The sequence below is a fragment of the Pseudomonas oplopanacis genome (assembly GCF_057128725.1).
This window is the reverse complement of record NZ_JBSKHV010000003.1, coordinates 224,798-249,215: the sequence shown is the minus strand read 5'-3', so window position 1 is coordinate 249,215 and position 24,418 is coordinate 224,798. Positions and strand designations below refer to the sequence as shown.

Below are 24,418 nucleotides of genomic sequence, written 5' to 3'. Positions count from 1 at the left end.
AAAACCTCATCAAACTCTTCAGGCGCATATCACTGCGGGTTGGCACGGGTGCTGGAAAGCAACGATTTCAGGTTGGCAGCCTTGGGCTTGACCAGCCAGAAACGACGCAGATAGTCATCGAGGTTTTCAGCGAGGTTACGACCCCATTCGCTGTCGGTTTCCTCGACGTATTCGTTCAGCACGCGTTGCAAGTGGCTGCGATAGGCTTCCATCGCCTCACCGCTGATCCGCTGGATTTCCACCAGTTCGTGGTTGACCCGGTCAACGAAGGTGTTGTCCTGGTCGAGCACGTAGGCGAAACCGCCGGTCATGCCTGAGCCGAAGTTGTAACCGGTCTTGCCCAGGACGCAGACGAAACCACCGGTCATGTACTCGCAGCAGTGATCGCCAGTGCCTTCCACAACCGTGTGGGCACCGGAGTTACGCACGGCAAAACGCTCGCCCGCGGTGCCGGCGGCGAACAGCTTGCCGCCCGTGGCGCCGTACAGGCAGGTGTTGCCGATGATGGCACTGTCCTGAGTCTTGTAGACGCTGCCCTTCGGCGGAACGATGACCAGTTTGCCGCCGGTCATGCCTTTGCCGACGTAGTCGTTGGCGTCGCCTTCCAGGTACATGTTCAGGCCGCCGGCGTTCCACACACCGAAGCTCTGACCGGCCGTCCCTTTGAAGCGGAAGGTGATCGGCGCATTCGCCATGCCTTGGTTGCCGTGCTTGCGCGCGATTTCACCGGAGATCCGAGCGCCGATCGAACGGTCGCAGTTGCAGATGTCCAGGGCGAAATCGGCGCCGCTCATGTCGTTGATGGCCGAGGTGGCCAGGTCGACCATTTTCTCGGCCAGCAGGCCTTTGTCAAACGGCGGGTTGCGGTCCACCTGGCAGAATTGAGGCTTGTCTGCCGGAATGTGATCGCTGCCCAGCAACGGCGTCAGGTCCAGGTGTTGCTGCTTGGCGGTCTGGCCTTCGAGGACTTCCAGCAGATCGGTACGACCGATCAGCTCTTCGAGGGAGCGCACGCCCAGCTTGGCCAGCCACTCACGGGTTTCTTCGGCGACGTAGGTGAAGAAATTCACCACCATGTCGACGGTACCGATGTAGTGATCCTTGCGCAGCTTCTCGTTCTGAGTCGCGACGCCGGTGGCGCAGTTGTTCAGGTGGCAGATACGCAGGTATTTGCAGCCCAGCGCGATCATTGGCGCGGTGCCGAAGCCGAAGCTTTCAGCGCCGAGGATCGCAGCCTTGATCACGTCGAGGCCGGTTTTCAGGCCGCCGTCGGTTTGTACCCGTACTTTGCCGCGCAGGTCGTTGCCGCGCAGAGTCTGGTGGGTTTCGGCCAGGCCGAGCTCCCACGGAGCGCCCGCGTATTTGATCGAGGTCAGCGGCGATGCGCCGGTGCCGCCGTCGTAGCCGGAGATGGTGATCAAGTCTGCATAGGCCTTGGCCACACCGGCGGCGATGGTGCCGACGCCCGCTTCTGCTACCAGCTTCACCGAGACCAGTGCCTTCGGGTTGACTTGTTTCAGGTCGAAAATCAGCTGCGACAAGTCTTCGATCGAATAGATGTCGTGGTGCGGTGGCGGCGAAATCAGGGTCACGCCCGGCACTGCGTAACGCAGCTTGGCGATCAGACCGTTGACCTTGCCGCCTGGCAGTTGACCACCTTCGCCGGGCTTGGCGCCCTGAGCGACTTTGATCTGCAGCACTTCAGCGTTGACCAGGTATTCCGGGGTCACGCCAAAGCGGCCAGTCGCAACCTGCTTGATTTTCGAGCTCTTGATGGTGCCGTAACGCGCCGGGTCTTCGCCGCCTTCGCCGGAGTTGGAACGCGCACCGAGGCGGTTCATGGCTTCGGCCAAGGCTTCGTGGGCTTCCGGCGACAGGGCGCCCAGCGAGATACCGGCGGAGTCAAAGCGCTTGAGCACCGATTCCAGCGGTTCGATTTCGCTGATGTCCAGCGGCGTGTCCAGGGTCTTCACCTTGAACATGTCGCGGATCATCGACACCGGACGGTTGTCCACCAGCGCCGTGTATTCCTTGAACTTGCTGTAGTCGCCCTGCTGCACAGCGGCTTGCAGGGTGTTGACCACGTCCGGGTTGTAGGCGTGATATTCGCCACCGTGGACGAACTTCAGCAGGCCGCCTTGCTGGATCGGCTTGCGCGGGCTCCAGGCTTCGGCGGCGAGGGCTTTCTGCTCGGCTTCGATGTCGACGAAACGCGCGCCCTTGATGCGGCTAGGCACACCACGGAAGCTCAGCTCGCAAACCTCTTCGGACAGGCCGATGGCTTCGAACAACTGCGCACCACGGTACGACGTGATGGTCGAAATGCCCATCTTCGACAGGATTTTCAGCAGGCCTTTGGTGATGCCTTTGCGGTAGTTCTTGAACACCTCATAGAGGTCGCCCAGCACTTCACCGGTACGGATCAGGTCGCCCAGCACTTCGTAAGCCAGGAACGGATAAACGGCAGAGGCGCCGAAACCGATCAACACGGCGAAGTGATGCGGGTCGCGAGCGGTCGCGGTTTCCACGAGGATGTTGGAGTCGCAACGCAGGCCTTTTTCGGTCAGGCGGTGGTGTACCGCGCCGGTGGCGAGCGAAGCGTGGATCGGCAACTTGCCCGGGGCAATGTGACGGTCACTCAACACAACCTGGGTACGACCGGCGCGCACGGCTTCTTCAGCCTGATCGGCGACGTTGCGGATTGCCGCTTCGAGGCCGACGCTTTCGTCGTAGTTCAGATCGATGATCGCGCGCTCGAAGCCCGGACGATCGAGGTTCATCAGCGAACGCCACTTGGCCGGGGAAATGACCGGCGAGCTGAGGATCACGCGCGAGGCGTGCTCCGGCGACTCCTGGAAGATGTTGCGCTCGGCACCGAGGCAGATCTCCAGCGACATGACGATGGCTTCACGCAGCGGGTCGATCGGCGGGTTGGTGACCTGCGCGAACTGCTGGCGGAAATAGTCGTACGGCGTGCGCACGCGCTGGGACAGCACGGCCATCGGCGTATCGTCGCCCATCGAGCCGACGGCTTCGTAGCCTTGCTCGCCGAGCGGACGCAGCACCTGATCACGTTCTTCAAAAGTGACCTGGTACATCTTCATGTATTGCTTGAGCTGATCGACGTCGTAGAACGCCGAACCGTGGTCGTTGTCTTCCATGGTCGCCTGGATGCGCAGGGCATTCTTGCGCAGCCATTGCTTGTACGGATGGCGGGACTTCAAGCGGTTGTCGATGGCATCGGTGTCGAGGATCTGACCGGTTTCGGTGTCCACGGCAAAGATCTGGCCCGGGCCAACGCGGCCCTTGGCGATCACGTCTTCAGGCTGGTAGTTCCAGACACCGATTTCCGAGGCCAGGGTAATGAAACCGTTTTTGGTGGTGACCCAACGCGCCGGGCGCAGACCGTTACGGTCGAGCAGGCACACCGCGTAGCGACCATCGGTCATGACCACGCCGGCCGGGCCGTCCCACGGTTCCATGTGCATCGAGTTGTATTCGTAGAACGCACGCAGGTCCGGGTCCATGGTTTCGACGTTCTGCCACGCAGGCGGAATGATCATCCGCACGCCACGGAACAGGTCGATGCCACCGGTCACCATCAGCTCGAGCATGTTGTCCATGCTCGAGGAGTCGGAACCAACGCGGTTGACCAGCGGGCCGAGCTCTTCCAGATCCATCAGATCGTTGGTGAACTTGGTGCGACGGGCCACGGCCCAGTTGCGGTTGCCGGTGATGGTGTTGATCTCGCCGTTGTGCGCCAGGAAGCGGAACGGTTGGGCCAGCGGCCATTTCGGCAGGGTGTTGGTGGAGAAGCGCTGGTGGAACACGCAAATCGAGGTTTGCAGGCGCTCATCGCTCAGGTCTGGATAGAAGGCGGTCAAGTCCGCCGGCATCATCAGGCCTTTATAAATGATGGTCTTGTGCGAAAAGCTGCAGACGTAGTGGTCGGCATCGGCGGCGTTGGCCACGGACGAGCGACGACGGGACGTGAACAGTTTGACGGCCATGTCCTGATCGCTCAGGCCTTCACCGCCGATGAACACTTGCTCGATCTGCGGCAGGCGCTCAAGGGCCAGACGGCCGAGGACGCTGGTGTCGATCGGCACTTTGCGCCAGCCGACTAGGGTCAGGCCGGCCGCCAGGATTTCGCGGTTCATGTTCTCGCGAGCGGCTTCGGCTTTCACCGGGTCCTGGTTGAAGAAGACCATGCCCACTGCATATTGCTTGGGCAGTGCGACGCCGAAGGTTTCCTGGGCGATGGCACGCAGGAACACGTCCGGCTTTTGAATCAGCAGACCGCAACCGTCACCGGTCTTGCCGTCGGCATTAATCCCACCGCGGTGGGTCATGCAGGTCAGGGCCTCGATGGCCGTTTGCAAAAGGGTATGACTGGGCTCGCCCTGCATATGGGCTATCAGGCCGAAACCGCAGTTATCCTTGAATTCATCTGGTTGGTACAGACCTGCTTTCATAGACACTTTCTCACCAGGCTGCCCCTTGTCGAGGCAAATTTCTTTTCAATTCAATCAGTTACCTTCCGCGCCGAACGTATGCCGGCTTTGCGGGGGCAAAAGGGAGGTCATTGTACACACCGACACTTACGCTCACAAATTTGACGACGAACTGTCGCAAATCTATGTCGCATTTGTGAAAGGTTTAAAGCGATCTGCTGTGCTAGTCAAAACTTTTTTTAATTTTGACTGCAACGACTCAAAGACTACTGTGACGCAGACACCACAAGGCACGCGGCCTGTAGAGGCGGCATGCACTTGTAGAAATTTTGAGGTGCCGGGAGAGGCGGCCTGGGTAAGGCCGCCGAATCTTCAGCGAGTTGTTGCCAGTTCCTGTTGGACGCTGGCGACAGTGCGAGGCCAAGGTTTACCAGCCTGAACCTTCGCTGGCAAGGCCTTGATGGCGGTAACGGCTGCATCGCGGTTGGCGAAGTTACCGTAGGTGATGACGTAAAGCGGCTTGCCGTTGAGGACTTTCTTGAAATAACGGTACTCGCCGCCCTGCTCTTTCACGAAGTTTTGTGCAGTCGTTTCGGAGCTGGTACCGAGGATCTGCACCACGTAGTTGCTGGTCGGTTGACCGGCGTACCACGTGCCGCCAGCGGCCTTGGCGGCAGGCGCTGGCTTCTCGGCAGGCTTGGCAGCAGCCACAGCGGCTGGCTTGGCTGGCGCGGGAGCCGGCTTCACGGCAGGCGCAGCCGGGGCAGGCTTGGCGGTGGCTACCTGAGTCGGTGCTGGAACCGGTTTAGCGGCTGGCGTCGGCGCAGGGCCTGGCTGAATGCCGGCAGGCGGTGCGACGGTGGTCACGGTTGGCGGTGTCGCGCTGGAACCCTCGACCGGCACGCCATCGTCGCCTTCGGTGATGCCACCGGCCGCTTCAGCCAACGGACCGCGCATGACCGGTTGCGAATTGCCGACCAACGGCAATGGCATCGGCTGCGAGTTGCCGGCGAATTCGACGGAGGGTGCACCGCCGTTAGGCTGTGGCGAACCCTGGCCGAGCGGCAGTTGTGCCTGTTCATTGGCAGGTGCGCCGGTGGTCGGTGCTTTGCTGCGACCCGGCATCAACCAGGCGGCGGCTACCGCGACCACGACTACGGCGGAAATCGCCAATACGTGTTTCTTCGGCATGTTAAACCCCATACTTGGACGCTTCACCGCTGAGCGGCTGGCAATCATGGCTTCGATCATTGCATCGCGGGCGACCTGGTTGATGTTGCCAGGCCAGCCGTCGGAGCTTTCGTGAATATCAGAGATCTGATCCGCGGTGAAAAGTTCGATACCCCGACCGGCGCCTTCAAGGCGCTGATCCAGATATTCGCGGGTTTCTTCTTCGGTGTAAGGCTGCAGTTCGATCACGTGGAAGCGCTCTTCCTCAAGGCTCAGCGCCTCAAGCTGAGCGATCAGCGACGACTCGCCAAACAGGAACACGTGCGGACGACCTTCCGGTGCGCCGGCCGCCAGGGCCATCAGGGCTTCCAGCGCGGACTCGTCGAGTTGCTCGGCGTCATCCACCAGCAAATAGACTTCCTGACCGGTCAGCGCCAGTTGCACCACTTGCGCCAGAATCGCGCCGATCTCAGCCTGTTCGACGTTCAGCGATTGAGCGACCTGGCGCAAGATGCCGGCCGAATCGCCCGCGCCGCGAGCGGATACCACCACGCTCTGCACCGACTGCTTGTTGGTGCTGGCCACCAGAGCCTGGCGCAACAGGGTCTTGCCACTGCCTTGCGGGCCCGTGACCACCAGCAACAACTGGCTATAGCGCGCCAGGTGATGCAGTTGCCCCAGCACCGGTTTGCGCTGGGCCGGGAAAAATTTGAAGCCAGGTACCCGTGGAGCAAAAGGGTCATGACTTAACTGGTAATGGCCGAGGAAAGCCTCGTCGGCATGCAAACTAGTCATCGGGATCTTATTAACCTTTCAGCTGAGCCAGGGCGCGGTAATCCGCTCCCAGCGTGGCCTGTAAAATCTCTTTTGGATAATCGTCGGTCACCACCGCTTCGCCCATGTGGCGCAGCAGCACCAGGCGCAAACGACCGTCGATCACTTTCTTGTCAATTGCCATGTGTTCAAGGAAATCGGCTTCGGTCATCTCTTCAGGCGGGATGACTGGCAGGCCGGCACGCTGGAACAGGCGAATACCGCGATCACGCTCTTGCTCGCTGATCCAGCCCAGGCGCGCCGACATCTCCAAAGCCATTACGGTGCCAGCAGCAACCGCTTCACCATGAAGCCAGACACCATAGCCCATGTGGGTTTCGATGGCGTGGCCGAACGTATGACCGAGGTTCAATGTGGCACGTACACCGGTCTCTTTTTCGTCGGCGCCGACCACTGCAGCCTTGGCGGCGCAGGAGCGTTCGATGGCGTAGGTCAGGGCGACCTGGTCCAGGGCGCGCAGGCGATCAACGTTCTCTTCGAGCCAGGTCAGAAACGGCTCGTCGCAGATCAGTCCGTACTTGATGACTTCAGCCAGGCCAGCGGACAGTTCGCGGGCCGGCAAGGTATTGAGGGTCGCGGTATCGATCAGCACCACGTTCGGCTGATAGAACGCGCCGACCATGTTCTTGCCCATCGGATGGTTGATACCGGTCTTGCCGCCCACCGAAGAGTCGACTTGCGACAGCAACGTGGTCGGCACTTGAATGAAATCAACGCCGCGCTGGTAGCAAGCGGCGGCAAAACCGGCCATGTCACCAATCACGCCGCCACCGAGGGCGATCACGGTGGTGCGGCGGTCGTGCCGTGCGGTCAGCAGGCCGTCGAAAATCAGTTGCAGGGTTTCCCAGGTCTTGAAGGCCTCGCCGTCAGGCAACACCACGGAAATCACCGAGAACTGCGCCAGGCTGCGGGTCAGACGTTCGAGGTAGAGCGGTGCAACGGTCTCGTTGGAGATGATCGCTACTTGCCGTCCGCGAATATGCGGGGCCAGCAGCTCAGGCTGATCCAACAAACCTTCGCCAATGTGAATCGGGTAGCTGCGCTCGCCTAGATCGACCTTGAGTGTCTGCATGTGTCCCCACAGTGAAGATGAATCAGGCGTCCTGCCTTGAGTTATCGAATGTCCACGGCGTCTGCTGGTGTGACGTCGTTCGGTAGCCATCTGCCATAACCTTGAGCGGTCATGACCGGACGCCGAGGATAGCGCATTTCGCGCTGCGCATTAACGGGGCGGTAGCTGCTGCAAGCGTTCGAGGATGTCGAGCACTACCATTCGCGGCGGCCGCTCATCGGTTTCAACCACCAGGTCGGCGATTTCCCGATACAGCGGATCGCGGATCGCCAATAGATCCCGCAGGGTCTTGGCCGGATCGGCGGTGCGCAACAGGGGTCGATTGCGGTCACGGGCAGTTCGGCCCACTTGTTGCTCGACAGAAGCATGCAAGTAGACCACCCGACCACCGGCATGCAGTGCCCGACGATTGGCTTCGCGCATGACTGCGCCGCCACCGGTCGCCAACACCACGCCATCGCAGCCACACAGCTCGGCAATCATCGCCTGCTCGCGGTCACGAAAGCCCGGTTCGCCTTCTTTATCGAAAATCCACGGGATATTGGCGCCCGTGCGCAATTCAATTTCCTTATCGGAATCTTTGAACGGCAGGCGCAGCTCTTTGGCCAGCAACCGGCCGATGGTGCTTTTACCAGCGCCCATCGGTCCAACAAGAATCAAATTTCGCACAGAATCAATGACTCACAGCAATCGCCTGGTTGTTCATGATACGCGGAGTGAGAAATACCAGCAGCTCGGATTTTTTCTCCGAAACCACGTCACGCCGGAAAAGGCGGCCAAGATACGGCACATCGCCGAGAAATGGCACCTTATCTACAACCTTGCTCTGAGTATTTGAGAAAACCCCGCCAATGACGATGGTCTCGCCATCGTTGACCAGGACCTTGGCATTGACCTCGTTTTTCTTGATCGGCGGCACATCCTGCACCTTGTTCAGGTAGTCCGGTTCGTCCTTGGTGACCTTGACCTCCATGATGATCCGGTTGTCCGGGGTGATCTGCGGTGTCACTTCCAGCGACAGCGAGGCTTCCTTGAAAGACACCGACGTCGCGCCACTGGAACTGGCTTCCTGGTAGGGAATCTCCGTGCCCTTGAGAATCTTTGCGGTTTCCTTGTCGGACGTGACCACCTTGGGCTGCGAGACGATTTCGCCGTTGCCGGTTTTCTCCATCGCCGTCAGTTCCAGATCCAGCAACACGTTGTCGGTGATGAAGGCGATGCCGATGCCCGAGGTGCTGCCCGCTGCGCCCATGTCGACAAACGACGAGTTGGTACTGGTGCTTTCCGGTGTGCCGATGGTCCTCCCATCGCTGGCCCCGGACGTATTCCAGTTGCCCTTGTTGCGCACCGAACCGCCCCAGCGCACGCCGAGGCTTTTGTCGTAGTCGACGTTGGCTTCGACGATTCGCGCTTCGATCATCACCTGGCGAACCGGGATGTCCAGTTGCGTGACAATGCGCCGAAGCTCATCGAGGCGATCCTGAGTCTGGTAGGCAATGATGTTGTTGGTACGATCATCCACCGTGATCGACCCCCGCTCGTCGGCTTTCGCCTCGGCGCTGGTCACTGAAGTGAACAGCTTGGCAATGTCCGCAGCCTTGGCGTAGTTGACCTGCAACAGTTCGCGCCGCAGTGGTGCCAGTTCGGAGATCTGCTTCTGCGATTCCAGTTCCTGGCGTTCCCGGGCAGCGATTTCATCGGCCGGCGCCACCAACAGCACGTTGCCGATCTTGCGTTTGTCCAGGCCCTTGGTTTTCAGCACCAGGTCCAGCGCCTGATCCCACGGCACGTTCTGCAACCGCAACGTGATGCCGCCCTGCACGGTGTCGCTGGCCACCAGATTGAGGTTGGTGAAATCGGCGATCAGTTGCAGCACCGAGCGCACGTCGATGTCCTGGAAATTCAGCGAGAGTTTTTCGCCGGTGTAGGCGAAGCGCTCTGCGTTGCGCTTTTGCAGATCGTCGACCGTCATCGGTCGGATACTGACGGTCAGCTTGTTGTCGGTCTGATAGGTCGAATAGTCGAAGGCGCCGCCGGGCTCGATGGTGATGGTTGCCCGGTCACCGGTGGCGACGGCGTTGACGAATTGCACCGGGGTGGCGAAATCCTTGACGTCGAGGCGCACGCGCAACTTTTCGGGCAATTGGGTCCTGGCGAAACCGAGGATGATCTTGCCTTCGTGTTCCTGGATGTCCGGTGCGATGGAAGGATCCGACAGGTCGATGACCACGTTGCCTTCGCCCTGGGTGCCGCGCTGGAAGTCGACGCCGCGAATGGACTTGCTCGAAGGGGCGTAGTTTTTAGCCGGCGCCGGTGTTGCAACCGCAGCGCGAGGCGCCGGTTTCGAGGCCTTGCTGTTGGCCCCCTGCCCGACCACCACCAACAGGTTGTTGCCTTCGACCCTCGCGTTATACGGAGTCAACTGCGTCAGGTTAATGATCAGCCGCGTGCGGTCGTTGGCCTCGACCACTGTGGCACTGCGGGCATTGCCGCCTCCCAGGTCGCGAGTCTTGCTCTTCAACTGACTGACCACGCCGGGCAGGTCCAGCGCAATCCGCGCCGGCTGTTCGGTGGTGTAACCGTCGGGCACCGGTGGCGGCCCATCGAAAGACAACTTCAACTCGACGCGATCACCCGGCAGCGCGGCAACATCCAGCGCTTTGAGGTTGGCCGCCAGCACCATCGGAGACACCAACGCTATCCATAGCGAAATGCCGAGGGTTGAGAAAGTCCTGTTCATTATTCGAGTTCCACTATGAGTGCTCTTTCAAAGGAAGGGTCCGTGGCCGCTCCAGCCAGGCACCCTCGCCATCGGGAACGATTTCGACCACATCGACTTGCGAGCCGCTGATGGCGACGATCCGGCCATCGTTACGCCCCAGGTAATCACCGACTTTCAGCCGATGCACCCCGCCGGCCCCGCGCAACAGCGCGAAGGAGCCGGAGGCATTGGAGATCGTGCCGACCATTTCAAACTGCTCGATGTTGAATCCTTCGAGGTACTGCTTGACCCGATTGAGGTCGGGTTTGACGTTGCGCGAGCCACGCTTCTGGCCCGCAAGATCCACTCTGACCTGCCGGGAAAACGGGCTGCGCAGGTTGACGGCGTTGTAGGTGAACGTTGGGTAAGACCGAAACGTCGGCGTTGGTTCAATTTTGCCCGGGGCCCGCAGGCGCACTTCGTTCATGTAGGCATCCAGGTCACCGACGTCGTTGTCGCTGCCGCACGCGGTCAGGCTGGCGAACAACACCACCATCGATACACAACGAAGCGGGCTCATTTCTGCGCCCCGGTGCCGTTGTAGCGATAGGTCTTGGCAAGGATGCTCATGCGCAACTTCGGTCCGCCTTCAGGGCTGGCGGGCGCAATGTCGAAATCATGCAGTGTCACGATCCGGGGCAGGCCGGCCACACCACTGACGAAGGTCGCCAGGTCGTGATAGGCGCCAGTCACCGTGATCTGGATCGGCAATTCGATGTAGAACTGCTGGGTGACTTCCGGCAGCAGTTTGATCTCTTCGAACTCCAGCCCGCTGCCGAGGCCCGTGCGGGTAATGTCCTCCAGCAGACCGGGAACCTCGGTGTCGCTGGGCAATTGCCGCAGCAGCACGCCAAAGGAGGTTTCCATCTCCTTCATTTGCTGGGTGTACAGCTCCAGATTCGCCGCCATGTGGGCTTTGGTCGCGAACTGCTCCTTGAGGGTCGACTCTTCCTCGCGCTTGAGGTTGAGCTGGTCTTCGAGGTCACTGAGGTAAAAGGTGTACCCCAGCGCCAACACCAGCAGCATCAGCAGCCCCCCCACCACAGCCTTGATCGCTGGCGGCCAGGAACCCATGTTGTTGGTGTCCAGATCGCCCAGATCAACATTGCGCAACCCTTCCAGCCATTGGGACGGACTCATTTATCGTCCTCCACGGCAGCGGGTTGTGTCTGACGAACGGTCAGTTGAAAGACATTGGCCTGGTCCAGTTGGCCAGCGGTCGTCGCCTTGACCTCGGTAAGGCTCGGGGCATCGAACCAGTCGGACGCATCCAGATTGCGCATCAGGTCCGACACGCGATTGTTCGACTCCGCCGCGCCGGTAATGGACAGGGTTTTGCCGACCATTTTCACTTCGGTGAAATACACGCCGTCCGGCAACGTGCGCGCCAGTTGATCGAAGATCCGGCCGCTGATCGGCCGGTTGCCTTGCAGGTCCTGGATAATGCGCATGCGCTCGACGAGTTGCTGGCGGCGGGCTTTCAAATCACTGATCTGGGCGATCCGCTCGTCGACCACGGCGATCTGCTTGCCGATGTAGGCGTTACGGGCAGCCTGCCGATCGATGGCGCCGCTGATGAGCTGATCCGCGATCAGTACGCCCCCCACAGAACACAGCAGCACGCCGACCAACGCCAGCAAGAAGCGTTTGCGGCGTTCTTCCCGCAGCTCTTCACGCCAGGGTAAAAGGTTGATCCGCGCCATCAGTCGAAACTCCTGAGGGCGAGCCCGCACGCAATCATCAAGGCCGGCGCATCGCTGGCCAGGGCGCCAGCGTTGACCTTGCTGCTCAGGGCCATGTTGGCGAACGGGTTGGCCACCTGGGTCGGCGTGTCCAGCCGCTGTTCGATCAACCGGTCCAGCCCCGACACCGACGCCGTGCCACCGGCCAGCAGAATGTGATCGACCGCGTTGTACTGGCCAGAGGCAAAGAAGAACTGCAACGAGCGCGAAACCTGTTGCACCAGCGCCTCGCGAAACGGTTGCAGGACTTCGCTGACGTAGTCGTCGGGCAAACCGCCCTGCTTCTTCGCCAGCCCGGCCTGCTCGACCGTCAGGCCATAGCGTCGCTGAATTTCTTCGGTCAGTTGCCGACCGCCGAACAGTTGCTCGCGGGTGTAGATGATCTTGCCGTTGTGCAGCACGCTGAGGGTGGTCATGGTCGCGCCAATGTCCACCACCGCGACCGTCAGGCGCTCCTGGGAGGCGGCCAGTTGTGTCGAGAGCAAGCCGAAGGAGCGTTCCAGCGCGTAAGCCTCGACATCGACCACACGCGCGGTCAGGCCGGCCAGGGCGAGGGCCGCTTCACGGACTTCGACATTTTCCTTGCGACAGGCCGCCAGCAGCACATTGACTCGCTCGGGGTTACGCGCGGACACGCCCTGGACTTCGAAGTCGATGGCGACTTCATCCAAAGGATAGGGAATGTACTGATCGGCTTCGATCTTGAGCTGGTTTTCCATCTCGTCGTCGGAAAGACCGCCGTCCATCTCGATGGTCTTGGTGATCACCGCCGAACCGGCCACCGCCACAGCCACGCTCTTGAGGCTGGTTCTGGCCTTGAGCAGCACACGAGAGAGCGCCTGCCCGACACCCTCGAGCTCAGCGATGTTTTTTTCGACTACCGCATTGGCCGGTAACGGCTCTACTGCGTAGGCCTCGACCCGATAACGGTCACCCTGACGACTCAGTTCCAGAAGCTTTACCGACGTGGAACTGATGTCTATCCCCAACAGCGCGTTGGCTTTTTTATTGAAGAGTCCTAGCACTACCCATTCCCTATGACTATCCGTGTCTTACGGACTCTGTAATATCCGTTGCGTTCATTACCTCCCGTCTTGACAGAAGCGCCAATGACGCTCCCCGCGGAAAAATGCTTATAATGCCCAGCGTTTTTTTCCGGTTTTTACTTCAAGCGCGGGTTGTTCCCTGTTTATCCGAACCCTGATGCCTCATTCATTCTTTGCCCTGGATGTCCAAAAGCCTTGATTCGTCTGCTGAAATTTTTCGGTTGGTCCATCGTCGCCGTTTTCTGCGGACTGCTTCTGGGTCTGAGTGGCGCCTTCCTTTACCTTAGTCCCGGATTGCCGTCCGTGGAGGCGCTGAGAAGCATCCAGTTGCAGATTCCTTTGCGGGTCTACAGCAGCGATAACAAGTTGATCGCAGAATTTGGCGAAATGCGCCGTACTCCGATCCGTTTCGCCGACATTCCGCCCAATTTCATTAATGCGTTACTAAGTGCTGAAGACGACAATTTCGCCAACCACTACGGTGTCGATCCCAGCAGCCTGATGCGTGCAGCGACCCAGCTGGTCAAAAGCGGACACATTCAGTCCGGCGGCAGCACCATCACCATGCAGGTGGCGAAGAACTTCTTCCTGACCAGCGAACGCAGCTTCTCGCGCAAAACCACCGAAATTCTCCTGGCCTTGCAGATCGAACGGCAGCTGACCAAGGACGAGATCCTTGAGCTGTACGTCAACAAGATCTACCTGGGCAACCGCGCCTACGGCATCGAAGCCGCCGCGCAGGTTTACTACGGCAAATCGATTCGTGACGTCAGCCTCGCCCAGATGGCGATGATCGCCGGCCTGCCAAAAGCCCCGTCGCGCTTCAATCCGCTGGCCAACCCGGCCCGCAGCAAAGAGCGCCGCGACTGGATTCTGGGGCGCATGTACAAGCTCGGGAAAATCACCGAAGCCGACTACACCACGGCGATCAACGAACCGCTGAACGCCAGCTATCACGTGCCGACGCCGGAAGTGAATGCACCGTACATCGCCGAAATGGCCCGGGCCGAAATGGTCGGGCGTTATGGCAGCGACGCCTACACCGAAGGTTTCCGCGTGACCACGACCGTGCCGAGCAATCTGCAGGAAATGGCCAACACCGCGGTTCACGAAGGCTTGATGACGTATGACCAGCGCCATGGTTATCGCGGCCCCGAGTCGCGCCTGCCGGGCAAGACGCGCGAAGCCTGGGCCACCGAGCTGACCAAGCAACGCACCATCAGCAGCCTCGAGCCCGCCATCGTGACTCAGGTCGACAAGAATGGCCTGCAAGTGATGACCCGCACCGGTGACGAACACGTCGGCTGGGACAGCATGAAGTGGGCACGTCCGTTCCTGAACACCAACAGCATGGGCGCCAATCCGAAGCAGCCTGCGGATGTCGCGCAAGTCGGCGATCTGATTCGCGTGCAGCGTCAGCCGGACAACTCGCTGAAATTCAGCCAGATCCCGCAGGCGCAAGGCGCATTGGTGTCGCTTGATCCGCAGAACGGCGCCATTCGTTCGCTGGTTGGCGGTTTTGCCTTCGAGCAGAGCAACTACAACCGTGCCTTGCAGGCTAAGCGCCAGCCAGGCTCGAGCTTCAAACCGTTCGTCTACAGTGCGGCGCTGGATAACGGCTACACCGCCTCCAGCCTGGTGAACGACGCGCCGATCGTGTTTGTCGACGAATACCTGGACAAGGTCTGGCGTCCGAAGAACGACACCAACACCTTCCTCGGTCCGATCCGCCTGCGCGAGGCGCTGTACAAGTCGCGTAACCTGGTGTCGATCCGCTTGCTGCAAGCGATGGGCGTCGGCAAGACAATCGACTACATCACCCGCTTTGGCTTCAACAAGCAGGACCTGCCGCCCAACCTGTCGCTGGCACTAGGCACCGCGACCCTGACGCCGATGGAGATCGCCACGGGCTGGAGCACCTTCGCCAACGGCGGCTTCAAGATCACCCCGTACATCATCGACAAGATCGAGAGCCGCAACGGCGACACGCTGTTCGTCGCCAACCCGCCGAGCGTTCCTCAGGGCGATGCAGCGACCAGCGGCATTGCTGCTCCGGCCGCACAGACGTTTACGGTCAACGCGACACCGGGTGAGGCGCCAGCCGCGCCGGGCACTGCACCGCAAACACCGGCGGTGGCCGAACGCATCGTCGATGGCCGCACGACTTACATCCTCAACAGCATGTTGGAGGACGTGATCAAGCTCGGTACCGGCCGCCGCGCGCTGGCCCTGGGACGTGGCGACATTGCGGGCAAGACCGGTACGACCAACGAATCCAAGGATGCGTGGTTCTCCGGCTATAACGCCGATTACGTGACCACTGTCTGGACCGGTTTCGACCAGCCAGAAAGCCTCGGTCGCAAGGAGTTCGGCGGCACCGTCGCGCTGCCAATCTGGATGAACTACATGGGCGCCGCCCTCAAAGACAAGCCGCCGCATACGCAGCCAGAGCCGGAAGGCATCCTGAGCCTGCGAGTCGACCCGGTCAGCGGTCGTGCCGCCAGCCCGGGCACGCCAGGCGCGTACTTTGAACTGTTCAAGGCCGAAGACACGCCACCGTCGGTGAATGAGCTGGGTAACGGCACAGCGCCGGGCAGCCCGCTACCAGCGGATGAAGCGGCACCGATCGATTTGTTCTGATCGGGTAGCGCAACGCAAAAGCCCCGCCTTCGAGAGAAGCGCGGGGCTTTTTTGTATCTGTAACTTCTACACCGTCTGTAACGGCCTCTTCGTCGGAACGCCGCCCACAACCCCGCAGACATAAAAAAGCCCCGACTCATACGAGCCGGGGCTTTTGGGTTGAAGCGCTACAACGGCTTAGCCGTTGAACACGTCATCCACGCTTTTCAGCGGGTAGTTCTTCGGATACGGCAGGGTCGCTACGCCGGTCTCGATGGCGGCTTTAGCCACAGCATCAGAGATCAGGGTAATCAAGCGGGCATCCATTGGTTTCGGAATGATGTACTCACGACCGAATTCCAGCTTGATACCGCCGTAGGCGTCGCACACTTCCTGAGGAACCGGCAGCTTGGCCAGTTCACGCAGGGCATTGGCCGCCGCTACTTTCATTTCTTCGTTGATGCGCTTGGCGCGAACGTCCAGGGCACCACGGAAGATGAACGGGAAGCCCAGAACGTTGTTGACCTGGTTCGGGTAGTCTGAACGGCCGGTGGCCATGATCACGTCGTCACGGGTGGCGTGAGCCAGTTCCGGGGAGATTTCCGGATCCGGGTTGGAGCACGCGAACACGATCGGGTTAGGCGCCATCGACAGCAGGCCTTCAGCGCTCAGCAGGTTCGGGCCGGACAGGCCGACGAACACGTCTGCGCCTTGCAGGGCATCTGCCAGGGTGCGTTTTTCAGTCGCGTGAGCGAAGACAGCCTTGTACTGGTTCAGGTCGTCACGGCCGGAGTGGATCACGCCGGTACGGTCAACCATGAAGATGTTTTCGATGTTGGCGCCCATGCTTACCAGCAATTTCATGCAGGAGATGGCGGCCGCACCGGCGCCCAGGCAGACGATCTTGGCGTCAGCGAGGGTTTTGCCAGCAATTTCCAGGGCGTTGATCATGCCGGCCGCGGTTACGATCGCGGTGCCGTGCTGGTCATCGTGGAACACTGGAATGTCGCACTGCTCGATCAGAGCGCGTTCGATCTCAAAGCACTCAGGTGCCTTGATGTCTTCCAGGTTGATGCCACCGAAGGTGATGGAGATGCGCTTGACGGTGTCGATGAAGGCTTGCGGGCTTTCGGAGTCGACTTCGATGTCGAAAACGTCGATGCCGGCGAAGCGCTTGAACAGCACGCCTTTACCTTCCATCACAGGCTTGGAAGCCAGTGGGCCGAGGTTACCCAGGCCGAGAATCGCGGTGCCATCGGAAATGACTGCAACCAGGTTGCCTTTGCCGGTGTATTTGTAGGCCAGTTCAGGATCGCGGGCGATTTCGCGTACTGGTTCGGCTACGCCGGGGCTGTAGGCCAGCGACAGGTCGCGGGCGGTAGCGGTGGCCTTGGTGAGCTCGACGCTCAGCTTACCTGGACGAGGATGGGCATGATATTCGAGAGCGGCAGTTTTCAAATCAGACATGGGGGCATTCCGCTTTTACTGTTGGACAGACTGGTCAGCGAGGATACGCGCCTCGCAAAATCCCCACAAGACTGACCGGTCACCCCTGTCAAGCGCCCTGCCCTACGACTTTGGGCCAAGAGCCGCGGAACACAAGGGATAGACTGTTCACAATTGACAGTAAAAATGTCTACAATTTTTTCTTATCGCGCAATTTGCAGCATCGACGGATCGGTGAGCGGCAGAAGCCAGCGCGCCTGACCGGGTTTCAAGCCGCCGCGACGGGAACGGTCCAGCACCCAGCCTCGCGCCTCGATCTGCCTGCCTTCCAGGTTTTCCAGCGCCGGAACATCGAACTGCCCGAGCAGATTGGGTGCAACACGCAATACAACTGAATCCTGCAACTCGATCCAAACCCCGCCGCGATTGCGCTGAACCTTGCTCACACGACCGTTGAGCACAGCGAAACCGGACGCGTTGATCTGCTCCGCTTTCAGTACAGGAGATTGCCGCCAAACCCCAAGCCCGGCCTGTCGGGCACTGTGTTCGGCAGCTTGCTGGCAACCGACCAGATCGACATTGGGGGCGACCGCCACCTGAAAGCCGAGGCCTTCGGCGAGCATCTGCGCCTCAAGGTTGGCACCGTTGGCGCCATAGACATGGGCCAGCGTGCGGCCGTAGTGATCTTTGCCTTCTTTACCCGGCAGCAAACCGACCCTTGCATCGCTGGCTGCTACCAGCGCTTCAAGCCGTTTGCGCGCAACCACGGCAAACGGCTCGTCGGAACGGCCCTGCTTGCCCAGCTCAGGCGTATTCAAGCCGATCATGCGCACACTGCGGCCATCGCTCAGGCGCAAGGTGTCGCCATCCACTACCCGCTGCACGTTGACCGACTCCAGCCCGCTCGGCGTCGGGCAGAATGCCTGGGCGCCGGAAAGCCAAATCGCGGACACAAAAAAGGCGCCCGCGAGGGACGCCTTTTTCAACAGCAAGGAAAAGCCCATCGGGCCCTTCAACCTTACTCTGCAGCAGCTGGAGCTTTCTTGCCGAAAGCGCCAAAACGGTCTGCGAAGCGCTGTACACGACCGCCAGTATCCAGAGTCTTCTGCTTACCGGTGTAGAACGGGTGGCACTCGTTGCATACGTCGATCGCCAGAGGCTTGGCCAGGTTCGAACGAGTTTCGAACTTGTTGCCACAGCTGCAGGTAACTGCGGTGACTTCGTATGTTGGATGGATATCGGCTTTCATGATGATTCCTCAGGCTAGCGTGCCGCCACTCAACACTATTGTTGAATACCGCACGTAATTAGGCCGCGGATTCTACCAGACCTTTGCAATCGCGCAAGCTGTCCCTTCTACCGACCGTCTGCTAGGCTCCCGACCCTGAACGCCGTCCCTGTGGGAGCGAGCCTGCTCGTGAATGTGGTGTGTCAGACGACGAAAATGTTGACTGATATACCGCATTCGCGAGCAGGCTCGCTCCCACAGGTCGTAGACCTGCTGGTTATTTTCCGCTGATCGAGATCCCCCCGCGTGCCCGACGCCATTTTGCGCCTCGCCCTGCCTTCGCCGCTGCGCCGCCTGTTCGATTACCGTGCCCCGGCCGGAGTCCTGCGCGCCCAGTTGCAACCGGGCATGCGCCTGCGGGTGCCGTTCGGTCGGCGGGAAATGATCGGGATTCTGGTGGAGATCACCGACACCAGCGAAGTGCCGGTGGAAAAGCTCAAACCGGCGCTGGCCCTGCTCGACGCCACGCCGCCACTGCCGCCCGCATTATTCAAGCTGTGCCTGTGGACGTCCCAGTATTACCAGCACAGCCTCGGCGACACCTTGAGTTGGGCGCTGCCGGTGTTGTTGCGTCAGGGCGAACTGGCCGAAGCGCGCCAGGAACGCTTCTGGTCTGCCGCGCCGGGTGCCAGCCTTGATGATCCGCGCATTGCCCGCGCGCCCCGCCAACGCGAAGCCTTGGCGACACTGGCCCAGCATCCCCACGGCGTTGCTCATCAATTGCTGAGCAAACTGATGCTGAGCAAGGACAGCCTGGATTTGTTGCTGGCCAAAGACCTGGTCCAGGTAGAAATCCGCAAACACGCCCCCGGCGCGCGTCACGAGCACTGGCTGGCGCAGCCGGAACTGCCACTCAACCCGGAACAACGCGCCGCCTATGAAGCGATTCGCGCCGGGTTCGACAGCTATCACGCATTTCTGCTGGCCGGCGTCACCGGCAGCGGCAAGACCGAAGTCTATTTACAGCTGATCCGCGAAACCCTCGAAGCCGGCAAGCAGGCGCTGGTGCTGATCCCGGAGATCAACCTCGGCCCGCAGACCCTGGCGCGTTTCGAGCAACGCTTCAATGCACGCATCGCGCTGATTCACTCGGCGGTTAACGACCGCGAACGCCTCGAAGCCTGGCTTGCCGCGCGGGACGGTGACGCCGACATCATTATCGGCACCCGCTCGGCGCTGTTCACGCCGATGAAAAACCCCGGCCTGATCATCATCGACGAAGAGCACGACGGCTCCTATAAACAGCAGGAAGGCTTGCGTTACCACGCCCGCGACCTGGCACTGGTCCGCGCCCGGCAGGAAAACATCCCGATTGTCCTCGGCTCCGCCACGCCGTCGCTGGAAAGCCTGCACAACGCCTACACCGGTCGTTACGGCCTCCTGCGGCTGAACGAGCGAGCGGGCGGCGCCAAGCAGCCACGCTTCCTGCGCCTGGATGTAAAAAGCCGTCCGCTGGACAGCGGCATTTCCGGGCCGATGCAGCAAGCCATCGGCCAGACACTGGCCGCCGGTCAGCAAGTGTTGGTGTTCCTCAATCGTCGCGGTTTTGCGCCGACGCTGTTGTGTCATGACTGCGGCTGGATGTCCGAATGCCAACGCTGCGATGCGCGGATGACTGTCCACCAGCGCTCCGGCGAGTTGCGCTGCCATCACTGCGGCTATGTCGAACGCGTGCCACGGCGCTGCCCGAAATGCAGCAAAGTCGATTTGCGCCCGGTAGGCGCCGGCACCGAGCGCGCCGAGGAGCGGCTGGCGATTCTGTTCCCGGACGTACCGGTGTTGCGGGTCGACCGTGACAGTACGTCGCGCAAGGACGCGATGAATCAGCTGTTCGCCACCATTCAGAAAGGCCAGCCGTGCATTTTGGTCGGCACGCAAATGCTCGCCAAAGGGCATCACTTTCCACGGGTGACGCTGGTGTCGATTCTCGACGCCGACGGCGGGCTGTTCTCCGGCGACTTCCGCGCCAGCGAGCGCATGGCGCAGTTGATTGTTCAGGTGGCCGGGCGCGCCGGACGGGCTGAAGAGCCGGGCAGAGTGATTATCCAGACGCACCTGGCGGACCATCCGCTGCTGGTGCAACTGACCGAGCAAGGGTATTTCGCCTTTGCCGAACAGGCGTTGAGCGAACGCCGCTCCGCTGGACTGCCACCGTTTGCGCATTTGGCGCTGCTGCGGGCTGAAGCGCACAAACCGGGGCAGGCTGAAGGCTTCCTGGATGAAGCGTGTAGCGAGGCCGAACGTTTGCTGGTTGAGCAGAATCTGGGCGGGATCGAGTTGTTGGGGCCAGTGCCCGCGCCGATGGAGCGTCGCGCCGGGCGTTATCGCGCGCAATTGTTGTTGCAGGCCACGGCTCGGGCGCCGCTGCATCGGTTGTTGAGCAGTTGGTTGCTGGTGCTGGAGCAGATGCCGAGCGGGCGGGCGGTGCGTTGGTCGCTGGATGTCGATCCGGTGGATTTGTATTGAGTTAGAGACCGCTTTCGCGAGCAGGCTCGCTCCCACAGGGGATCTGTGGCGTTCATCTGATCCGTGTGGGAGCGAGCAGGCTCCGTGCGGCGTTCCAACGAAGGCTGACTATTTGTCACCACATATCCATAACCTGCCCGCTATAGTTGGCAAGCCCGTCTTCGCAACGGATAATGCCCAGTTTTTCCACCAGCGCATCGAAGCGCGCACCGCGCTTGCGGTCGAAAGAGACCACCATGAAAGACACCATTCGCCAGCTGATCCAACAAGCCATCACCCAACTCGTCAACGAAGGTGTGTTGCCTGAAGGCCTGTCGCCGGCGATCCAGGTGGAAAACTCCCGAGACAAGAAGAACGGCGACTTCGCCAGCAACATCGCCATGATGCTGGCCAAACCGGCCGGCATGAAGCCGCGTGACCTGGCCGAAAAGATCATCGCTGCACTGCCGGCTGATGAAAACGTCAGCAAGACCGAAATCGCCGGCCCGGGCTTCCTGAACTTCTTCCAGAACACCGATGCCCTGGCCACTCGCCTCGACGCCGCCCTGGCCGACGCACACATCGGCGTGCGCAAGGCCGGCCCGGTGCAACGCACGGTGGTCGACCTGTCGGCACCGAACCTCGCCAAAGAAATGCACGTCGGCCATTTGCGCTCGACGATCATCGGTGACGGCGTGGCGCGCGTTCTGGAGTTCCTCGGCGACGAAGTGATCCGTCAGAACCACGTGGGCGACTGGGGCACCCAGTTCGGCATGCTGATGGCGTACCTGCAGGAAAACCCGATCACCAGCGACGAGCTGTCGGACCTGGAAAACTTCTACCGTGCGGCCAAGCAGCGCTTCGACGAATCCGAAGAGTTTGCCGATCGTGCCCGTGGCCTGGTGGTCAAGCTGCAAGCCGGCGACCCGGACTGCCTGGCGCTGTGGACCAAGTTCAAGGACATCTCGCTGTCGCACTGCCAGAAAATCTACGAACTGCTGAACGTCAAACTGACCATGGCCGACGTGATGGGCGAAAGTGCCTACAACGACGACCTGATCAACGTGGTCAACGACCTCAAGGCCGCTGGCATGCTGGTCGAGAGCAATGGCGCCCAGTGCGTGTTCCTCGACGAGTTCAAGAACGCCGACGGCGACCCGCTGCCCGTGATCATCGTCAAGGCTGACGGTGGCTACCTCTACGCCACCACCGACCTGGCGGCCGTGCGTTATCGCAGCGGCAAGCTCAAGGCTGATCGCGCGCTGTACTTCGTCGACCAGCGCCAGGCCCTGCACTTCCAGCAAGTGTTCGCCGTGGCGCGCAAGGCCGGCTTCGTGACGCACCCGATGGAAATGGAACACATGGGCTTCGGCACCATGAACGGTAAAGATGGCCGTCCGTTCAAGACCCGTGACGGCGGCACCGTGAAGCTGATCGACTTGCTGACCGAAGCCCAGGAGCGCGCCTACACGCTGGTGAAGGACAAGAATCCAGAGCTGGCTGACGACGAATTGCGCAACATCGCCAAGGTGGTGGGCATTGGCGCGGTGAAATACGCCGACCTGTCCAAGCACCGCACCAGCGACTACAGCTTCAACTTCGACCTGATGCTCAACTTCGAAGGCAACACTGCGCCGTACTTGCTGTACGCCTACACCCGTGTTGCTGGCGTGTTCCGCAAACTGGGCAAGGACTTCACGGAAGTCGAAGGCCAGATCGTGCTGGAAGCGGAGCACGAACTCGAACTGGCCGCCAAACTGGCGCAGTTCGGTGAAATCCTCAACAACGTGTCCGACAAAGGCACGCCGCACATCCTCTGCACCTACCTGTACGATGTGGCCGGCCTGTTCTCCAGTTTCTACGAGAACTGCCCGATCCTCAGCGCCGACACCCCGGCGCAAATGCAAAGCCGTCTGCGCCTCGCCGCGCTGACCGGCCGCACTCTCAAGCAAGGCCTGGAACTGTTGGGTCTGGAAACTCTGGAGCGTATGTAAGTTGGCTGCCAAGAAAAAACCTGCACCCAAGCGTGGCGCCAGCCGTTACCAAGCTCCTGCAAAACAGCCGATCCCGGGCTGGCTGTGGATGGCCATCGGCCTGACGGTCGGCGCGTTCATCGTTTTCCTGATGAAGCTGGAACCCGGCAAGGGCAGCGACACGGTCAAGCGCGAGAAGGTGGAACAGCAACAGAAAGCCAAGATCGCCGAGGCCAACAAGACCCCGCCGAGCCCGACGCAACCGGTGAAGCCGAAGTACGACTTCTACACCTTGCTGCCGGAATCGGAAGTGATCGTGCCGCCGGATGCCGTGCCGGAGAAAACCCTGCCAACGCCGCAAGTGCCGGCCATTCCGACCACGCCGGTGACACCGGCCGAAGCAGCGAAGATCGACACGGCGCGCGCACAGGCCGCTCTGGCCGGGATTACGCCGCCACCGGCGCCACCCGTCACCAAAGCGGCGCCAGTGACCAAGTTCTTCCTGCAGGCCGGTTCGTTCCGCAAGGAGACTGATGCGGACAAGGTTCGCGCGCAGATCATTCTGCTGGGGCAGGCGGTGGCGGTTGAGTCCGGCACGGTGAAGGATGAGACGTGGTATCGCGTGTTGGTCGGGCCGTTCAGCAATCGCGAACAGCTGACCACTGCACAGAAACAATTGGCCGGCGCAGGGTTTAGCAACCTGTTGTTACAACAACGCCAAAGCCGCTGATCCTCGCTGTGGCGAGGGAGCTTGCTCCCGCTGGAGTGCGCAGCACTCCCAAAACCTGTAACTACGGTCCATCAGACAGACCGTGAAGACCGGGTTTGTGGCTGCTTCGCAGCCAAGCGGGAGCAAGCTCCCTCGCCACAATTGTTTCAGCGACCACAATCTCCACCGCCGAACACCACTCGTCCCCTCTCCCATCCCGCAGTTGAAAAACGCTCCACCACCCCCATATGAGTTGGCATAAGGCATTTTCGCCCCGCTGCGTGGAGACTCTCCCTTGACCACCATCGTTTCAGTTCGCCGCCACGGCAAAGTCGTCATGGGCGGCGACGGCCAGGTTTCTCTCGGCAATACCGTGATGAAAGGCAACGCGAAGAAAGTTCGCCGCCTGTACCACGGCCAGGTTATCGCCGGTTTTGCCGGGGCCACCGCTGACGCCTTCACCCTCTTCGAGCGTTTCGAAGGCCAGCTTGAGAAACACCAAGGTCACCTGGTTCGCGCTGCCGTCGAGCTCGCCAAAGAATGGCGCACCGACCGCTCCCTCAGCCGCCTCGAAGCCATGCTCGCAGTCGCCAACAAAGACGCGTCCCTGATCATCACCGGCAACGGCGATGTGGTTGAACCCGAAGAAGGCCTGATCGCCATGGGTTCCGGCGGCGGGTACGCCCAGGCCGCTGCCAGCGCACTGCTGAAGAAGACCGATCTGTCGGCCCGGGAAATCGTCGAAACCGCCCTCGGCATCGCCGGCGACATCTGTGTATTCACCAACCACACCTTCACCATTGAGGAGCAGGACCTCGCTGAGTAAGCCTGTTTTGGCCACCACGCCACGGCTCACTTT

Annotated in this window: 18 protein-coding genes; 5 read left to right on the top strand and 13 right to left on the bottom strand. The window is 60.8% G+C overall.

Features of this window, described 5'->3' with window-relative positions; translation table 11 throughout:
• Positions 1-29: 29 nt before the first annotated feature.
• The 9 genes from gltB to ACWKV5_RS09065 all read right to left on the bottom strand — a co-directional run bounded on the left by gltB (position 30) and on the right by ACWKV5_RS09065 (position 13,058).
• Positions 30-4,475 (bottom strand): glutamate synthase large subunit, encoded by a 4,446-nt coding sequence (gene gltB / locus ACWKV5_RS09105; RefSeq protein WP_483841006.1) that lies wholly within the window; start codon positions 4,473-4,475, stop codon positions 30-32.
• Positions 4,476-4,826: 351 nt separating this feature from the next.
• Positions 4,827-6,419 carry an SPOR domain-containing protein gene (locus ACWKV5_RS09100; RefSeq protein ID WP_310266645.1) on the bottom strand — a complete coding sequence of 531 codons (1,593 nt, stop codon included), beginning with the start codon at positions 6,417-6,419 and terminating at the stop codon, positions 4,827-4,829.
• Positions 6,420-6,429: 10 nt separating this feature from the next.
• On the bottom strand, positions 6,430-7,530 hold the full coding sequence (gene aroB, locus ACWKV5_RS09095; protein WP_483841005.1) for a 3-dehydroquinate synthase: 1,101 nt from the start codon (positions 7,528-7,530) through the stop codon (positions 6,430-6,432).
• A gap of 150 nt (positions 7,531-7,680) precedes the next feature.
• Positions 7,681-8,199: a shikimate kinase AroK gene (gene aroK, locus ACWKV5_RS09090; RefSeq protein WP_027922095.1), complete on the bottom strand. Its 519-nt coding sequence runs from the start codon at positions 8,197-8,199 to the stop codon at positions 7,681-7,683.
• A 4-nt stretch (positions 8,200-8,203) separates the two neighbouring features.
• The gene (locus ACWKV5_RS09085) at positions 8,204-10,270 is read right to left on the bottom strand and encodes a type IV pilus secretin PilQ (RefSeq protein WP_483841004.1); all 2,067 of its coding nucleotides are present in this window, start codon (positions 10,268-10,270) and stop codon (positions 8,204-8,206) included.
• A 13-nt stretch (positions 10,271-10,283) separates the two neighbouring features.
• Positions 10,284-10,811, bottom strand: coding sequence for a pilus assembly protein PilP (locus ACWKV5_RS09080; protein ID WP_483841003.1), 528 nt, complete (start codon positions 10,809-10,811; stop codon positions 10,284-10,286).
• Positions 10,808-11,431 carry a type 4a pilus biogenesis protein PilO gene (gene pilO / locus ACWKV5_RS09075; RefSeq protein ID WP_483841002.1) on the bottom strand — a complete coding sequence of 208 codons (624 nt, stop codon included), beginning with the start codon at positions 11,429-11,431 and terminating at the stop codon, positions 10,808-10,810. The genes ACWKV5_RS09080 and pilO overlap by 4 nt, the downstream gene beginning before the upstream one ends.
• Positions 11,428-11,994: a PilN domain-containing protein gene (locus ACWKV5_RS09070; protein ID WP_483841001.1), complete on the bottom strand. Its 567-nt coding sequence runs from the start codon at positions 11,992-11,994 to the stop codon at positions 11,428-11,430. Before ACWKV5_RS09070 ends, pilO begins: the two co-directional genes overlap by 4 nt.
• Positions 11,994-13,058: a pilus assembly protein PilM gene (locus ACWKV5_RS09065; protein ID WP_483841000.1), complete on the bottom strand. Its 1,065-nt coding sequence runs from the start codon at positions 13,056-13,058 to the stop codon at positions 11,994-11,996. The genes ACWKV5_RS09070 and ACWKV5_RS09065 overlap by 1 nt, the downstream gene beginning before the upstream one ends.
• 219 nt (positions 13,059-13,277) lie before the next feature.
• Here ACWKV5_RS09065 and ACWKV5_RS09060 point away from each other — a divergent pair, with 219 nt between their 5' ends.
• Positions 13,278-15,719, top strand: coding sequence for a penicillin-binding protein 1A (locus ACWKV5_RS09060; protein ID WP_483841187.1), 2,442 nt, complete (start codon positions 13,278-13,280; stop codon positions 15,717-15,719).
• Positions 15,720-15,896: 177 nt separating this feature from the next.
• Here ACWKV5_RS09060 and ACWKV5_RS09055 read toward each other — a convergent pair whose 3' ends face one another.
• The 3 genes from ACWKV5_RS09055 to rpmE all read right to left on the bottom strand — a co-directional run bounded on the left by ACWKV5_RS09055 (position 15,897) and on the right by rpmE (position 18,393).
• A complete protein-coding gene (locus ACWKV5_RS09055) occupies positions 15,897-17,165 on the bottom strand; it encodes a malic enzyme-like NAD(P)-binding protein (protein ID WP_483840999.1) in 1,269 nt (422 codons plus the stop codon).
• A gap of 182 nt (positions 17,166-17,347) precedes the next feature.
• The gene (locus ACWKV5_RS09050) at positions 17,348-18,148 is read right to left on the bottom strand and encodes a thermonuclease family protein (RefSeq protein ID WP_483840998.1); all 801 of its coding nucleotides are present in this window, start codon (positions 18,146-18,148) and stop codon (positions 17,348-17,350) included.
• A gap of 14 nt (positions 18,149-18,162) precedes the next feature.
• A complete protein-coding gene (gene rpmE, locus ACWKV5_RS09045; protein ID WP_059181778.1) occupies positions 18,163-18,393 on the bottom strand; it encodes a 50S ribosomal protein L31 in 231 nt (76 codons plus the stop codon).
• A gap of 285 nt (positions 18,394-18,678) precedes the next feature.
• Between rpmE and ACWKV5_RS09040 the strand changes: the two genes are divergently transcribed.
• The gene (locus tag ACWKV5_RS09040) at positions 18,679-20,898 is read left to right on the top strand and encodes a primosomal protein N' (protein ID WP_483840997.1); all 2,220 of its coding nucleotides are present in this window, start codon (positions 18,679-18,681) and stop codon (positions 20,896-20,898) included.
• A gap of 115 nt (positions 20,899-21,013) precedes the next feature.
• Here ACWKV5_RS09040 and ACWKV5_RS09035 read toward each other — a convergent pair whose 3' ends face one another.
• A complete protein-coding gene (locus ACWKV5_RS09035; protein WP_256218298.1) occupies positions 21,014-21,136 on the bottom strand; it encodes a hypothetical protein in 123 nt (40 codons plus the stop codon).
• On the opposite strand from ACWKV5_RS09035, the gene argS reads away from it, so the two are divergent.
• The 3 genes from argS to hslV all read left to right on the top strand — a co-directional run bounded on the left by argS (position 21,135) and on the right by hslV (position 24,385).
• Positions 21,135-22,871 (top strand): arginine--tRNA ligase, encoded by a 1,737-nt coding sequence (gene argS / locus ACWKV5_RS09030; RefSeq protein WP_483840996.1) that lies wholly within the window; start codon positions 21,135-21,137, stop codon positions 22,869-22,871. The two genes, ACWKV5_RS09035 and argS, sit on opposite strands and share 2 nt — an antisense overlap.
• A 1-nt stretch (position 22,872) precedes the next feature.
• Positions 22,873-23,580 (top strand): SPOR domain-containing protein, encoded by a 708-nt coding sequence (locus ACWKV5_RS09025; protein WP_123435494.1) that lies wholly within the window; start codon positions 22,873-22,875, stop codon positions 23,578-23,580.
• Between the two features lie 274 nt (positions 23,581-23,854).
• On the top strand, positions 23,855-24,385 hold the full coding sequence (gene hslV, locus ACWKV5_RS09020; protein WP_007899242.1) for an ATP-dependent protease subunit HslV: 531 nt from the start codon (positions 23,855-23,857) through the stop codon (positions 24,383-24,385).
• Positions 24,386-24,418: the final 33 nt, after the last annotated feature.